15 protein-coding genes are annotated in these 15,045 nt (G+C 46.0%); 4 read left to right on the top strand and 11 right to left on the bottom strand.

All coding sequences use genetic code 11. The features are described from left to right. Positions 1–334: 334 nt before the first annotated feature. Positions 335–676, top strand: coding sequence for a low temperature-induced protein (locus tag QUB39_RS24460; RefSeq protein ID WP_333057473.1), 342 nt, complete (start codon positions 335–337; stop codon positions 674–676). A gap of 161 nt (positions 677–837) precedes the next feature. On the opposite strand, the gene QUB39_RS24455 is transcribed toward QUB39_RS24460, so the two are convergent. Beyond that, positions 838–1,854 carry a sulfate/molybdate ABC transporter ATP-binding protein gene (locus QUB39_RS24455; RefSeq protein WP_333057474.1) on the bottom strand — a complete coding sequence of 339 codons (1,017 nt, stop codon included), beginning with the start codon at positions 1,852–1,854 and terminating at the stop codon, positions 838–840. 590 nt (positions 1,855–2,444) lie between these two features. Between QUB39_RS24455 and argC the strand changes: the two genes are divergently transcribed. Then, complete coding sequence (gene argC, locus QUB39_RS24450; RefSeq protein WP_333057475.1) at positions 2,445–3,503, top strand: N-acetyl-gamma-glutamyl-phosphate reductase; 1,059 nt, start codon at positions 2,445–2,447, stop codon at positions 3,501–3,503. Positions 3,504–3,733: 230 nt separating this feature from the next. On the opposite strand, the gene eno is transcribed toward argC, so the two are convergent. Next, on the bottom strand, positions 3,734–5,014 hold the full coding sequence (gene eno, locus QUB39_RS24445; RefSeq protein ID WP_445243112.1) for a phosphopyruvate hydratase: 1,281 nt from the start codon (positions 5,012–5,014) through the stop codon (positions 3,734–3,736). Positions 5,015–5,450: 436 nt separating this feature from the next. Between eno and QUB39_RS24440 the strand changes: the two genes are divergently transcribed. Then, a complete protein-coding gene (locus tag QUB39_RS24440) occupies positions 5,451–6,365 on the top strand; it encodes a calcium-binding protein (protein WP_333211492.1) in 915 nt (304 codons plus the stop codon). A gap of 152 nt (positions 6,366–6,517) precedes the next feature. On the opposite strand, the gene QUB39_RS24435 is transcribed toward QUB39_RS24440, so the two are convergent. The 3 genes from QUB39_RS24435 to QUB39_RS24425 form a co-directional block, all read right to left on the bottom strand. Continuing rightward, complete coding sequence (locus QUB39_RS24435; RefSeq protein ID WP_333057479.1) at positions 6,518–7,168, bottom strand: nucleoside triphosphate pyrophosphatase; 651 nt, start codon at positions 7,166–7,168, stop codon at positions 6,518–6,520. Between the two features lie 138 nt (positions 7,169–7,306). Then, complete coding sequence (gene psbP / locus QUB39_RS24430; protein ID WP_333057481.1) at positions 7,307–7,846, bottom strand: photosystem II reaction center PsbP; 540 nt, start codon at positions 7,844–7,846, stop codon at positions 7,307–7,309. 143 nt (positions 7,847–7,989) lie between these two features. Further along, positions 7,990–8,202 carry a high light inducible protein gene (locus tag QUB39_RS24425; RefSeq protein WP_190659021.1) on the bottom strand — a complete coding sequence of 71 codons (213 nt, stop codon included), beginning with the start codon at positions 8,200–8,202 and terminating at the stop codon, positions 7,990–7,992. 327 nt (positions 8,203–8,529) lie between these two features. Between QUB39_RS24425 and QUB39_RS24420 the strand changes: the two genes are divergently transcribed. Beyond that, a complete protein-coding gene (locus tag QUB39_RS24420) occupies positions 8,530–9,141 on the top strand; it encodes a hypothetical protein (protein WP_333057483.1) in 612 nt (203 codons plus the stop codon). Positions 9,142–9,404: 263 nt separating this feature from the next. Here the strand turns inward: QUB39_RS24420 and larB are convergent, their stop codons facing one another. The 6 genes from larB to trmD all read right to left on the bottom strand — a co-directional run bounded on the left by larB (position 9,405) and on the right by trmD (position 14,995). Then, complete coding sequence (gene larB / locus QUB39_RS24415; RefSeq protein ID WP_333211494.1) at positions 9,405–10,208, bottom strand: nickel pincer cofactor biosynthesis protein LarB; 804 nt, start codon at positions 10,206–10,208, stop codon at positions 9,405–9,407. Positions 10,209–10,366: 158 nt separating this feature from the next. Further along, positions 10,367–12,127 (bottom strand): ABC transporter substrate-binding protein, encoded by a 1,761-nt coding sequence (locus QUB39_RS24410; protein ID WP_333057485.1) that lies wholly within the window; start codon positions 12,125–12,127, stop codon positions 10,367–10,369. 40 nt (positions 12,128–12,167) lie between these two features. Then, the gene (locus QUB39_RS24405) at positions 12,168–12,773 is read right to left on the bottom strand and encodes a PIN domain-containing protein (RefSeq protein WP_333057486.1); all 606 of its coding nucleotides are present in this window, start codon (positions 12,771–12,773) and stop codon (positions 12,168–12,170) included. Next, positions 12,748–13,266, bottom strand: coding sequence for a hypothetical protein (locus tag QUB39_RS24400; protein WP_333057487.1), 519 nt, complete (start codon positions 13,264–13,266; stop codon positions 12,748–12,750). Before QUB39_RS24400 ends, QUB39_RS24405 begins: the two co-directional genes overlap by 26 nt. A gap of 33 nt (positions 13,267–13,299) precedes the next feature. Continuing rightward, positions 13,300–13,779 (bottom strand): 2-C-methyl-D-erythritol 2,4-cyclodiphosphate synthase, encoded by a 480-nt coding sequence (gene ispF, locus QUB39_RS24395; RefSeq protein WP_333211506.1) that lies wholly within the window; start codon positions 13,777–13,779, stop codon positions 13,300–13,302. A gap of 520 nt (positions 13,780–14,299) precedes the next feature. Continuing rightward, on the bottom strand, positions 14,300–14,995 hold the full coding sequence (trmD, locus tag QUB39_RS24390) for a tRNA (guanosine(37)-N1)-methyltransferase TrmD (RefSeq protein ID WP_333057488.1): 696 nt from the start codon (positions 14,993–14,995) through the stop codon (positions 14,300–14,302). Between the last annotated feature and the right edge of the window lie 50 nt (positions 14,996–15,045).

The raw sequence follows: 15,045 nt of genomic DNA, 5'->3' as shown, positions 1-15,045 counted from the left end.
AAATCCGCCCCCACCCCACGATAAAACCAGTTACTGACATTGATACTGCTATGTGAGGCGCATCCGAAGGCACTTATAGAGAATTTTTTTGATTCTACACAAGTGCCTTCTACATAAATCTCTTGGGGCGATCGACTCCTGTCAACTAGAAATATTCCCTGAGAAGGATTTCAAATCCCAGCTTTTTCAGCTAAATATAATATGTTAGCTCAATTTGAAAGAAAGCAACGGTTGCTCTTCTCAAACTTGAGTTAAAGATTGTGCAGAATTTGAGTGAGCTTCAGCCTGTTAACAATCTTAGCGATCAAAACTTCTAAAAACGGAGAAATTTTGTATGTCTTTTATCAGCTTTAACTTCCCTGCCAAGCGTTTAGTCCGCAGTTTAATAGCTGTTTGTTTTTGTGCTTTGATGTTTGTTTCTAATGCTTTCCCCGCTTTTGCCGTTACTAGCAGCCCCACCAAAGGTGAAGACCAACTTTTAGGAATTGAAAAAGAATCTCAAGAAGCTGTACTGAAAAAACCAATGTCCTTGGAAGAAACTCAAGAAAAAGCCAGCAAAGGGCCTAACGAAGTTCAGGGAGACGCTGACATTGAAAAAATGAAAAATCCTTCCAATACACAAGCTACATCCTTTGAGCAACAAGTCAAAAAAGCTGTCAGTAAAATTAAAGACTAACTCAGCGCGCAGTAGTCAGCGGACAGTTGTCAGTAAAAAAGATTAGGGACAGGCCGCGGTGCGGTGTCCCTAATCTTTTTTTTGAAGAGACACCGCACCGGGCCACATCGTTTGAAAGGCAGTATCCAATCTAAATTTAGCTTGAGTTTTCAGAATTGCTCTTAGATGGAATAAAAAAGTGGAAAGGACTTGGCATCTTTCGGCTTTACGAACACTCTTTGCTGGGGCTGCAAGTTCAAGCTATCGAATCTTTCTCTAGTCAAATTAGCGTTTACTACTTGACCGTCATCTAAGGTTAATTCTACCTGAATTTCCCATCCCAAATGAATCAAGCGACTGATTCTTGCAGGCACTGTTGCACTATTTTCTGTAGTTTCAATTACTACGTCGTGAGGGCGCAAGAAAATCTCTGGGTTGGCTGAGTCAAAGCCGTTGTCTTGAAACATTCTTGAACTGCTGGGCAAGACATTGACGGGGCCGATAAAACTCATTACGAAGGCACTAGCGGGATGGTCGTAAATTTCTGCGGGTGTGCCGACTTGTTCGATTTTACCTTTATTCATGACTGTAATTCGATCGGCAACTTCCATCGCTTCTTCTTGATCGTGCGTCACAAAGACTGTGGTAACGTGAACTTCGTCGTGCAGTCGCCGCAACCAAGCGCGCAAGTCTTTGCGAACTTTGGCATCGAGAGCTCCAAAAGGTTCGTCTAGCAATAACACTTTCGGTTCCACAGCTAGGGCTCTGGCGAGGGCCACCCGCTGCCGTTGGCCCCCTGAAAGTTGCGACGGGTATCTATCGCCCAATCCTGCCAATTGCACTAAATTCAACAATTCTTCTACCCGCGATTTGACTTTCGCGGGTGGTGTTTTCTGAATTTGCAGCCCGAAAGCGATGTTTTTTCGCACTGTCATGTGCTTGAATAGCGCGTAGTGCTGAAACACGAAGCCAATTTTGCGGTCTTGGACGCTAGTATTGGTGGCATCTTGGCCTGTCAGCCAGATTTTGCCGGAGTCGGGCATTTCTAAACCCGCAATCAGTCGCAGCAGTGTAGACTTGCCGGAACCAGACGGGCCCAGCAATGCGACTAGGGAACCCGATTCAATTTCTAAGCTGACTCGATCGAGTGCTTGGAAACTGCCAAACTGTTTTGATACGTTTTCTACAACTATGCCCATGGTAGGAAGAAAGAAGAGGGAAGAGGCAGGATACAGGAAGCAAGAGGCAAGAGGCAAGAGGGAAAAATGTGAATCTCCGGTTTGTGGATAGGTTAAGGTTAGTTTTTTTATAGCACGATCGCACATCAGTTTGTTAATTTTAGGGTTTTGGCGATCGGTCAGTCGATTTTAGATTTTAGATTTTAGATTTTAGATTTACTTGCAGCGCAGTGAATCTGGAAGATGGAACTTTGGTCTAAAATTTTGAGTTCTCCAGGGCTTTGTATGGGTTTTGGGCGGGGTCAATCGATTGCGCGATTTGAGATTTGAGATTTTAGATTAAAGGATTGAAGCATTGACTTGCGCGAGATAAATCCGGGGGCTTGTGTATTGGATACAGGTTTTTGTATTTCTGGGTCCTGAGTCTGCGCGTTGGAATGAATCACGTGGCGGGTATCCTGGATGCTTTCGGTCAAACAGCCGAAAATTAACAAAAATGCACCTCCAAAACAAAACAACACAATTCTTTGCCACCAAAGTTGGCGTTTGGTACTACAATGCAGCAAAAGTTCAAGCGTTTTTGACTTCAACGGCTGAGGGGATAAAGGAAAATGGGAGATGTTGGACGTGTGCCTGTAGGAATTATCGGCGCTTCAGGGTACGGCGGCGTGCAACTTGTGCGACTGCTGGCGGACCACCCGGCGGCTGAAGTAGTTTATTTGGGCGGGGATAGCAGTGCAGGAAAACCTTATTCCAGCCTTTACCCGCACCTGACTAACTGCATTGATTTGACAGTAGAGGCGATCGACCTAGACCAAATAGCGGCAAAATGCGAAGTTGTGTTTCTGTCGCTGCCGAACGGTTTAGCTTGCAAAATGGCACCGACGCTGATAGAAAAAGGCTGCAAAGTCTTGGATTTGTCGGCTGACTACAGATTTGAAAATCTGGAAACTTACAAAGCTTGGTACGGGGGCGAGCGATCGGACTCTGCTTTAGCTGCAACGGCTGTTTACGGTTTGCCAGAATTGTATCGCGATCGAATTAAAGACGCTCAGTTAGTAGGCTGTGCCGGCTGCTACGTCACTGCTAGTTTATTAGCCCTGGCACCTTTGCTCAAACAAGGTCTGATTGTGCCAGAAACAGCAATTATCGACGCCAAATCCGGTGCTTCGGGAGGGGGCCGCAAAGCCGAAGTTAATCTGTTGTTGGCTGAAGCAGAGGGTTCTCTGGGCGCTTACGGCGTTGGGCGCCACCGCCACACGCCAGAAATCGAGCAAATTTGCAGCGATTTAGCGGGACACGATATTAAAGTTCAGTTTACTCCCCACCTAATTCCGATGGTGCGGGGAATTCTGGCGACTGTGTACGCAACTTTGCGCGATCCGGGTTTGGTGCGGGAAGATTTAATCACGATTTTCAGCGCTTTTTACCGCAATTCTCCTTGGGTAAAAGTGTTACCGGCTGGAGTTTATCCGCAAACAAAATGGGCTTGCGGCACAAATCTCTGTTACATCGGTGTGGAAGTCGATCCGCGTACTGACAGGGTGATTGTGCTGTCGGCGATCGACAATTTAATTAAGGGCCAAGCCGGTCAAGGCATCCAGTGCATGAACTTGATGATGGGCTGGGAAGAAACTTTGGGTTTGCCACAATTGGCTTTCTATCCTTAATTGGTAATTGGTAATTGGATCGGGGCGGGTTTACGAGATGATTGGTTTTTAGGCAATTATTGTTTGTAAAACCCGCCCCTTGTATCCACACGATCTAAGTTTTCGATGCTCGATGCCCATCCGATTTTAGATTTCTGATTGTTAATTTTAGATTCAAGTTACTAATCAATTCTTCAATCTAAAATCTAAAATCTAAAATCTAAAATTGTCAGATGCCCGATTACCAAGTGTTATTTGGGCCCGTAACCGATCGAGCCTGCATAAATTGCCCGATCGCCCAATTGGTCTTCAATCCGCAATAAACGGTTATATTTAGCCACCCGTTCGCTGCGACACAAAGAACCAGTCTTGATTTGGCCGGCGCGAGTCGCTACCGCTAAATCGGCAATGGTGGTATCTTCAGTTTCACCGGAACGGTGGCTGATGATCGATCGATAGCTGTTCCGTTTGCCCAGGTCGATCGTATCCAAAGTCTCCGTCAAAGAACCAATTTGATTCAGCTTAATCAAAATCGAATTGCTAGCTTTCAAATCAATTCCTTTTTGCAGCCGCGTGCGATTAGTAACAAACAAATCGTCACCCACCAATTGAACTTTGCTGCCCATTTTCTCAGTCAGCGCTACCCAACTGTCCCAATCGTCTTCATGCAAACCATCTTCAATCGACACAATGGGATATTGACTGGCCAAACCATCCAAATAATCGATTAATTCTGCCGGCGAATGAGCCACACCGTCGTAAGTGTACTGCCCATCTTTGTAAAATTCGCTAGCAGCAACATCCAAAGCCAAAGCAACTTGTTCACCCGGTTTGTAGCCAGCTTTTTCAATAGCTGCAATCAACAAATCCAAAGCTGCTTGATTGGATTTAAGATTAGGCGCAAAACCGCCTTCATCACCCACACCAGTCAGCAAACCCTCAGCTTTTAAGACTTTACTCAAGGATTCAAATACCTCTGCACCCCAGCGTAAAGCTTCTTTAAAAGAAGGCGCACCCACAGGGACAATCATAAATTCTTGAATGTCCACATTATTGTTAGCGTGAGATCCCCCGTTGATCACGTTCATCAAAGGCACGGGTAAAACGTTAGCTAAGGGCCCGCCCAAGTAGCGGTAAAGGGGGAGTCCTAAAGTCTCGGCGGCCGCCTTTGCTGTGGCTAAGGAGACTCCGAGAATCGCATTGGCGCCGAGGTGGGATTTGTTCGGGGAACCGTCCAAGTCAATCATGGTTTTGTCTACCAGCGCTTGGTCGATCGCATCTAGATTAGCCAAAGCGGGGGCAATTTTGTGTTCGACGTTAGCGACGGCTTTTAGGACTCCTTTGCCGCCGTAACGGCTTTTGTCGTCGTCGCGGAGTTCGTGGGCTTCAAAAGAGCCTGTAGATGCGCCGCTGGGGACTTGGGCGAGCCCCACAACGCCGTTGGCTAGGTAAACTTCAGCTTCGATGGTGGGGCGGCCGCGGGAGTCGAGGATTTCTCTGGCTTGAATAGATTCGATCGCAGTGTCTAGCATATTAATTATTCCTGACTTAACTCAAGGTTTCATGACAATTAGCAGTCTCTGGGTTTTCCCACGCTGACTGCTGACGGGTAATAGAGTACGCGATCCCCAGAATTATTGGTACACAGTTCAAAATATTTGCGGATTTGGACGTGCAGATTGGTGTCAATAAGCTATGCTTGTTGAATAAAGATTGACAGCAATTTTGACAATAATTTGATTATTTTCACCCCAAATTCCCGCAGATTTCTTAATTGAAACCTTTGTTAAAATCAGAAGGTCAATCGATTTTAGATTTTAGATTTTAGATTTTAGAGGCGACCCCACGGATAAATTCGGGGGCTTGTGTATCGGATACAGGTTTTTTATTTCTGGACGGATCGATCGCGTGGCGGGTATCCTGGATGGTTTCGGTCAACAAAGTCAATCAAACAAGGAGAAACTTAGGATGTTAGAAACAAATCTCGGAGAAATTAAAGCATTATCTGAAAATTCAGATCCAATTATTGCCGATCCCCCAAACATCAAATTACTCACAGGGCCATTGCCAAATCCAGCCAGCGACCCCAACTTTTTTGACTTAACTCCCAATGACGACGTAGTTCAATTAGCAAATGGAATTCTCCAGAATACTCCCGGAGGTTTGCGGGCCTTAGCTGGTAACGATTTTGTCAGAGGTTCCGGTGGTGCGGAACTGATGAACGGTAACAGCGGCACAGATACTTTAATCGGAGGTTGCGGCAGCGATACTATTCGCGGCGGCCAAGATTTTGACATTCTTTATGGAGAATGTGGCAGCGATTTTGTCAGCGGAGATCAAGATAATGACCACGTTTATGGAGGCACGGCAAATGACTTTATTCGCGGCGGTAAAGGGAATGATGCTTTAGTAGGAGATAGTGGAAATGATACTATAATCGGTGATGCTGGAATTGATAGACTTTGGGGAAGTGAAGGCGCAGATTTGTTTGTTCTCCGCACAGAAATGGGAGCAACTTCGGGGGAAATTGGTTCGCTGCAACCGCCTCCTAGTGGCAATTTTGATGTAGATGAAGTGACTGCAGATTTTATTCTCGATTACGATCCGGCTGAAGGTGATGTAATTGGATTGACGGGAGGATTGACGCGAAATGATATTGTTTTGAGCGAAAGGTTTTTAACCATTGGTGATGCCAGAGATTATGACAGCAGTGGCCCTTTTCCTCCGGGAATTCCTCGCACTGCTGATTTTAGAATTTTAAATACTAAGGCGACGGTGATTCGGGAAGCTAGCAGCGGCAATATCTTGGGTTTGGTGAAGGATGTTTCGCCGAGTCAACTTCAGTTTACCTCTGTGTCTGACGGGACGATCGCCCTTGGATAATCCGCACCCTACAATAGACATCTCCAAAATATAAACTCAAGGGCGGGCGAGACGCCCACCCCACAAAACAAACTTTCTTGTGGGGTGGGCGTCTCGCCCGCCAACCCGATGTGCATAAGCCGGGTAATTTGTTTGTTGGAGGTGTCTAATCTTTAAGATTGCCAGAAATCCGCCACATCATATCCCATTTCGGTGAGCATTTGCCGCAGCAGAGGTAAGCTCAAACCAATCACATTTGTGTGACATCCTTCGATTTGTTCCACAAAAAAGCCGCCTTTACCTTCCAGTGCAAAACAGCCTGCACATTGCAAGGGCTCTCCGGTAGCGACGTAAGCCGCAATTTGGCGCGAGGTAACTTCCGCAAAATGAACTTTTGTAACTTGACAGCGAATGCTCGATCGAGACATTGCCTCATCCAAGTCATCGAATCTAGTATCAATTAAAGCATGACCCGTATACAGTTCGCCCACCTTACCGCGCATTTTCTGCCAGCGCGAGATTGCTTCTTCCGCATCCTTGGGTTTGCCGTGAATTTCGCCATCTATGAGCAAAATTGAATCGCATCCCAACACCAAACACGCTTTGGGATTGGGGATTTGGGGGTGAGAATTAGCCAGTAAAAACTTAGCTACAGCCTCAGCTTTTCCCTCTGCTAACACCTGCACTAAATTAGTGGCATCTTTCATTTGTATTTGCCCTTCATCAAAGTCGCTGGGGCAAATCACAGCTTGAATGCCAGCATTTTCTAGCAGGCGGCGGCGGGCTGGAGAAGCTGAAGCTAATACAAAATTTGGAATTTTCATAAGTTAAGAAGGAAGAAGGAAGAGATGAGAAGGAAGAAGGAAGAAGGAAGAAGGAAGAAGAAAGAAAAATCAACTAAAATATTCCTCATCTCCAATGACCTGCGCCCTATTCCCCATTCCCAACTACTTTTTAACCTACTAATAAACAGAGAAAGATTTAACAACTTTCTCAAAAGCTTCTTTTACCTTTGGCCAGCGTTCTTCGGTAGTGGAAACGTTAAGGGTAAAAAGTTTGCCGCGGCTGACTGCTACACTCGCTAAGTTGTGGCGTTCTTGGTTTGGCAACTTAACGGCGTATTCTAAAATGTAATAGTTTTTCGATCGCGATTCACGAGCTTCTGCATTGACTAATTCAGCTTCGCGGCCCGAATCAGCCGGGGCGATCGCACTTTTGCTGAGCTTGTATCCCACATCCGTCGGCGATCCCAAATCCGCCAGAGTTTTGTCCTTTGCGACTGGACTGATTACCACGCTAACGTTCTCGGTTTGCTGAATCAAATCGCGGAACACCACATCGGGCCCGTTAGAAACCGCGATCGGCAGCCAGCCGTTAGGATAGAGAAATTGATAGCCATCGCCAGTATCAACGTAGCTTTTGAGTCCGGTGACTTTAGACACACAACCTGTCAAGGTGAGGCTTAGAACCACCAGAAGTATTGCCGCAATTCGTTTGAGCATTCTTTTTACGGGTAGGGTAACAGTAAAATATTTAATTTTAATTGTCTCACCAAACCTTGCCCCTAAAAATAGTTAAGCTATGGATCGCTGTTTGTGTAACGCCAGCGATCCATAGCCAGATAGTTTAATTGTTAACAAAATCATTACAGGTGAGTCAGCCAGCTAATCAGCCCGTGCTTGGTCGAAACTTCTAAAGCCAAGAGAGAAACAAAGCCAATCATGGCAAGGCGGCCGTTTAAGCGTTCTGCGTAGGGGGTAAAGCCGGTGCGGGGTTCGTCATCGACGTATACTTGCGGCTCGATCGCAAAATTGTTCATTTTGCCTTGGTCGTCCAGCATTAAGCCTCTGTTACTCATGTTTTTTTTCCTAAATGGTTTTTAGTGTACTGTAACTAAATGTAACAGACTTGTGAAGATATGTAAAGGATTGTGAGAATTTTTTTTTAAATACCCCGATCTGACACCAGTTTATAAAAAAACTGCAACTGTAGGCAAGCTCTAAACCCTTATCTAGTCAGTCTTTCCCAATTCTCAAATCTAAAATCTAAAATCTAACAATGGTATGACTGTGGGTAGACTCTGGGCCCCAGAGGGGGGAGGATAGAGTGGAGAGGCACAAAAGTCGATGGTGTATGGCAAATCCAGTCTGGGTTTGACGAAAATTGTGGAACGGAGGAAAAATTTATGCGGGCCAGTCTGGAAATGCGGTGGTTTTATAGCGGTGCACTGCCAAAATCAATCAATCAATGGTTTGGAAGCGAGAGTCTCGGCACGTATCTTTCGCCTCCCGAAGAGCGGGAAGACATATATTTGCTAGTACCAAGCTGCGACTACTTAGGAGTGAAGCTACGTGGGAAAACCTTGGAGGTAAAGTGGCGTCAGGGAGAGTTGGGGACAATGCCCTTCGGCAACCGCTGGGAAGGCAAAGCCGAAAAGTGGCTGAAGTGGGTTTGTGCGGACACGATGGCGCCGATACCGGCGGATATTTTGGCGACAGGAAAGTGGGTGGGAGTCAAGAAAAAGCGAGCGCAGCGTCTTTACCACGTTTCGGAGTCGGGTGCGGTAATGTCAGTGCCAGTAGAAGCCCCCATTCCTCAAGGTTGCACCGTGGAACTTACTCAGTTGAACATTAACGGCAGCGCGTGGTGGACTTTGGGATTTGAAGCATTTGGCAGCGAAAGTTCTTTGACAGAAAACCTGCAAACAGTAGCTAGTTGGACTAGCAAGAGTTATCAGGCGCAAAAGTTAAAAGCTGAGGATTCATCTGCTTATCCGGTTTGGCTGGCTAGCAAGTAATATTAAACCCGGCTTTAATAATACCTCCTGTATTTTTTAGTCGCCCTCTGCTGGGACGAGAGTTTGTGTAGATGCGGTTTCAAGAGTCTGATGGAAGGGGTTTCTAACTATAGCGCGAGCGGTCTTCGCGAGGGGGGCGCTCGCACTGCACTCGAAAAATTACAGCAGATTTCAGGTAAATGAAGAACAAAGAAACCTGTTTGGAGTAGGGGCAATGCCAAGAGAACCCTCCCTGATTCAGGATTTCAGTTCAAAACTCAAAACTATTCCCCCTCTCTCCGATTCTCCTCCTCTTTCATTTTCCCCACTCGGCCAGCACTTCTGAGAATTTGACAAGCTAAAATTGCCGCCCCAAACCCGTTATCAATATTCACCACACCCACACCAGCCGCACAAGAATTGAGCATAGTTAAAAGAGGAGCAATCCCGCCAAAACTCGCGCCGTAACCCACACTCGTCGGCACAGCAATCACCGGACAATCTGCCAAACCCGCAACCACACTCGCCAAAGCACCTTCCATACCCGCAACAGCAATCAACACATCAGCATCAGCAATCACGTGCCGGTTGCTCAGCAAGCGGTGAATGCCGGCAACTCCGACATCCCACAAACGTCGCACCTGAAAACCGCAAAGTTCCGCAGTAATTGCCGCTTCTTCCGCTACAGGCAAATCCGCCGTTCCCGCACTGATAATAGTCACAGTACCCGGATGCTGCGGAGTTGGGGAATTAGGAGAAATTGCACAAATTCGAGCCTTTTGGTAGTAGCACAAATCGGGTATTTTTTGTTGCAATTGCTCGAAAACTTCCGCTTCGATTCGTGTCGCCATCACCGCCGAATTTCGCCCGCGCATCGCCTCGATAATCTCAACAATTTGGTCGGGCGTTTTCCCTGGGCCCCAGATTACTTCAGGAAAACCGGTTCTTAAAGTGCGGTGGTGGTCAATTTTGGCAAAATCGCCGACTTGTTCAAAGTCAAAATGCTTTAATTTATCTAAAGCGGCGATCGGACTAATATCGCCAGTGGCAACTGATTCGAGTAACTGCTGTAAAATTTTAGGTTCCATAAACTAATAACAAATGACTGCTAACTAATGACCTGCCCAAAAACGGATACAAGCCCCCAACTTAAATCGCGATGGCACAATTTTAGACTCTTGTTCAAGTTCCCAGATTCATCTTTAGACTAAATGAAATCTAAAATCTAAAATCTAAAATCGACTGACTATTCTGTTATTTTCAACTCGTACAAATTCCAGAAAGCACCGCCGAGGGCACTGTAGCGAATTCCCGAAACGCGATCGCGCACCGCCTCAAAAGTCAGCGGATTTACCATATAAACAAAAGGCACTTGTTCCGCTATAATCCGCTGCGCCTCCCCATAAATTTCCTTGCGCTTCGCCTCATCAAGCTCCTGAGAAGCTTTCACGTAAAGGTCATCGATTTTCTGCTCCCAGTCGTAAACTTGCCAACCCTGAATCGGCGGTTCTCCGGCTTGCGGGCCTTGGTTGAAACTGTGCAGTGTGCCGTTAACAGACCAAATATTGTAGCCGCTGTGCGGTTCAGTACCTCCCGTAAAACCGCCGAGGTAAGTATCCCAATTCCGCGTCAATCGCAGCTTTTCCACATAAGTGTTAAAACTCAGGAACTGCGTATCAATTTGCATCCCCAGTTTGCCCAAGTCTTGCTTAATTTGCGTTGCCATTTGTTCCCGAACTTTTTTACCTGCCGCCATCAACAAAGTAAATCGCACCTTGTTGCCTTCAGCATCCAACAATTCTTCGTTACTATTATACTTGAATCCAGCACTTAACAGTAACTCTTTGGCTTTTTGTCGATCGTAACTGTAAGTTTTCAATCCCTGTTCTGGGGACAGGTAGAACGGGCTTTGCGCCGGAATTGGGGAATGCAGCGGCGCGCCCAGTCCGCGATAGATATTGTTAGTCATGGCGGATCGGTTGATGCCGTAGGCGATCGCCTGCCTAAATTCCTTACTCGCAAACCAGCGAGACTTAACCGGGTCTACAAACGGCTGATTTTGAGCATTGCGCCCCTTATTCAGATTGAAACACATAAACACGCTGCCAGTATCTGGGCCGCCGTTAAAGACCGTATATTGGCCGCGTTTTTCCTCCCGTTTCAGCAGCGGAAACACTTCCGGCTCCACATTCAGAGTATCCAAATCGCCCGATCGAAAATTCAGCAGTTGATTATCTGTATTTTCGATAATTTGCCAAACAATTTGCTGGATGTAAGGTTGAGAATTTCCCTCTGCATCTTGGCGCCAAAAATAGGGATTTCGTTCCAAAACCACGCGCTGATTGGGAGTGTAGCTCAGCATTCGATATTGACCATTTCCGACAATTTTTTTAGGATCAGTATCCGTGCCCCAAGTAGTCAGGAATTTAGGATTACCATCTGCATCTGTATTTTCGACAGCTTCCTGTAAAATATGAGCTGGTAAAATTGGGATTCCCCCAGCATATCTAATAAATGGAGCAAAGGGTTCTGCAACGGAAAATTCAACGCGGCGGCTGTCAAGTTTTTTAACTTTTGGGAATTCGCGACTCATCCCAACTCTCAGAGTATCTTTCAAACCGCTAGGAATTTTGTCATTGAAATAAATCTTTTCATAGCTGAAGATAATGTCATCAGTAGTCATCGGTTGGCCGTCCGACCATTTCAAGCCCTCTCGCAGGGTAAAGACAATCTTTTTGCCATCTTTAGACACTTCCCAGGACTCGGCTAAACCGGGTTCTAGCTGCGATGTCAAGCCGTTTTCGTTGATCAATCCCTCGTACATATAGCCAAAGACGCTGTATGCAGATTGATTTAGCGGGTAGTTAAAGGTAGCTGGGCCGCTGGGGGTGGGAACGATGAGTCTGTTTACTAAGTTCGATCGCACCGGAGTGCACGCAGACATAGTTATAGTGGCAATTGCGGCCAGTAAAATCACGAGCCAGCGCAGTCTTGAATGTACCATCATAGAAATTTTCATAACTTTTAACTATACCATTTCAGTGCAACTACGACTGAGACTGTAGCCAACCGAGAAAATCTTCCGTGACCGAGAAATACTTCATTATTCCTACTTCCCGCAAAGCATCTCGAACTTTCGGCAGACCAAATTCTTTTGTATTATTGCTCAAAAATACCTTAACTTCATTAGGATGTAAGTGTGCGTGATTCAAGATGCAGTGCAGAATCAAATTGTCTGTCGGGTCTTCTTCAATAAAAATTGAATTCAAACTTTCTCGAAGTATGCCTGCTGTTAATGGGAGCATTTCTATCTTTATAGCCAACAAATCAAGAGCAGCAAAAAGACGTGCATTAATATCATTGAGCAACACCTCATTCTCATTGAGAGATTCCTCTAAGTGGAAGACAAGAGACTGGGCAGAGGGTGAAGTTTTATCTCGCTTTAGCTGACTGATTTGTTTTTCCATTTCACCTAAAAAACGGTTTCGTCGCTTGATTTCGTCTTCTAAAGCCGAAAGTGATTCCATGCAGCAAATACTTGGTATTGCTATGTTGACTGATGTCGGTACACTCACCAACAAGTTGTTAGCGTCTGGATCGCGTCCCGTAGCAATGCTCATCAGAAAGTTAGTCTCGATATATAAAATTGCCACCAATTTCTACCCCTGATTTTGTCGTCCCACCTGCTAGCAGCGGCAGCAAGCCGATTTTTGCTATCTGTTCTGACGCGGTGGGAATCTCAGACTTCCAATTATAAGCTAAGTCGCGCAGCCATGCTTCAACCAGTCTAGTTAGGTATCGCTTAAAGATCCGTTTGCTGCCAAATTCCGGCTCATAATGGCGAAGTATTTCACCAGTGTTTAGAGAACAAACAGGTTCAGATAAGTTTACTCCGTCCCATTTGAAAATCAGAATTTGTTCGGTGTCAACAAACATCGCATAGGGAATGAGTGTGCGCTGCTCGGATATCTTCGCTAACGCAGCTTTCATCCAAGATATCATGTAGTCAGCAATCCTTTGCTTTGCTGCTGGTTCTTGAGCTTCAATAATTTTAACTTCGATTAGCACGACTACCCGATCGTCCTTATCCAATGCGATAATATCCGCGTCAATGGGTAACTCTAAATCCAAGGTTTCAGTTTGCATGGTTTTGGTCTTCCTAAAACGTAGATTAAAGTTCTATTTTAGCACTAACAAAACTACAGCGTAAGCTGCGATTCCTTCTTCTCTCCCAACGGGGCCTAGCTTTTCGTTGGTAGTAGCTTTGATGCCGATTTGGTCAGGTTTTAATTGTAGGACAGTAGAAAGCCGATCGCGCATTTGCTCAATATGCGGTTTCAGCTTTGGACGTTCTGCCACCACCACCGAATCAATATTGCCGATTTCCCAGCCTTTATCTAATATTAACTGATTGACTTGTGCCAGCAATACGAGACTATCAGCACCCTTCCATTTCGGGTCAGTCGGCGGGAAATACAGCCCGATATCTCCTAAACTGAGAGCTCCGAGCATCGCGTCCATGATAGCGTGGGTAAGTACGTCGGCGTCGCTGTGGCCGAGTAAGCCTAATTCGTGGGGAATATTGACACCGCCTAGGATGAGAGGACGATCGGGAACTAAGCAGTGAATGTCGTAGCCATTGCCGATGCGGATGTTCATGTAAAAGGAAGGTTGGGTAAGTATAGTAGAAGACAATTATTTCATATTTTCAGGGAGATAAGTGAATTTATTTTTTAAGGCAGAGCCGAGTGTTAAATATTTTTTTTTGCTGATTTCCTTAGCAGCTATGGCAATCCTAAAGCTTGTGGAGGGGAGAGAAGGGTTAATGCTGGAAACGCTAGAAAATTATGGGGACTTCTCGATGAGTGCTCTCCTGAACTCAAAGACTTACAAACGCGAATCCAAAATTTATTAGGCTCTTAAATATACGAGATTTACGCATCAAGACCAAAGAAACCGGGTTTTTTACCGAATCTGTGGACTACCACGAAGTATTACCGCAAAAAACCCGGTTTCTGACCATGAATTTCAAAGGTGGTATCCGCCACGTGATTTATCCGTGGAATCAATCCCAAATCGAAAATCAAAAATCCTTGCGTCCCCCGCATTTATCTCGCGCAAGTCAATCGAAAATCGAAAATCTAAAATCGATTGACCACTCGTGCGATCGCCCTTTCTCCTATTCTTCCCTCTCCTGCAACCACCGATCGTACAAATCCAGCCTGCGCGATCGAGTTCTTTCAATTTGCTGTTCCCTGCGCCAGCGAGCAATTTCTGCGTGATTACCAGACAGCAACACGTCGGGCACCTTCAATCCCCGAAAATCCGCCGGTCGAGTGTACTGCGGATAATCCAAAAGTCCGTCCTCAAAACTCTCAAACTTTAGCGAATCTTCCTTGGCCACAGTTCCCCGCAGCAATCGCAAAACCCCATTAATCAAAGCCAAAGCTGGAATTTCGCCTCCCGTGAGAACAAAGTCGCCCAACGATACCTCGCGAGTGACTAAATGCAGGACTCGATCGTCCACACCTTCATAATGACCGCAAATCAATACCAACTGATCGCGATCGGCAGCCAACTCCCGAAACATCGCCTGCTGCATCGGTTCCCCCTGGGGAGTCAGCAAAATCACCTCCCGCCGTGGCAAAACCGGCAGCGACTCCACCGCAGCAAAAATCGGTTCCGGTTTCATCAGCATCCCCACTCCGCCCCCGTAAGGCTCATCATCGACTCGCTGGTGCTTGTCTGTGGTAAAATCGCGGGGATTGACAAAATTCACCTCAGCAATCTTTTTAGCTAAGGCTTTGCCCATCAGTCCCGACTCTAGGGGAGCCCGGAAAAATTCTGGAAATAGGGTAACAACGTCAAATCGCACAATTATTGGAATTTCATTGATACATCACCTCTAGTTTGACCTTTAGGGGG

This window comes from Microcoleus sp. AT8-B5 (assembly GCF_036705565.1).
In the GTDB taxonomy this organism is placed as follows: Bacteria; Cyanobacteriota; Cyanobacteriia; order Cyanobacteriales; family Microcoleaceae; genus Microcoleus.
This window is presented reverse-complemented; position numbering and strand designations above follow the sequence as displayed.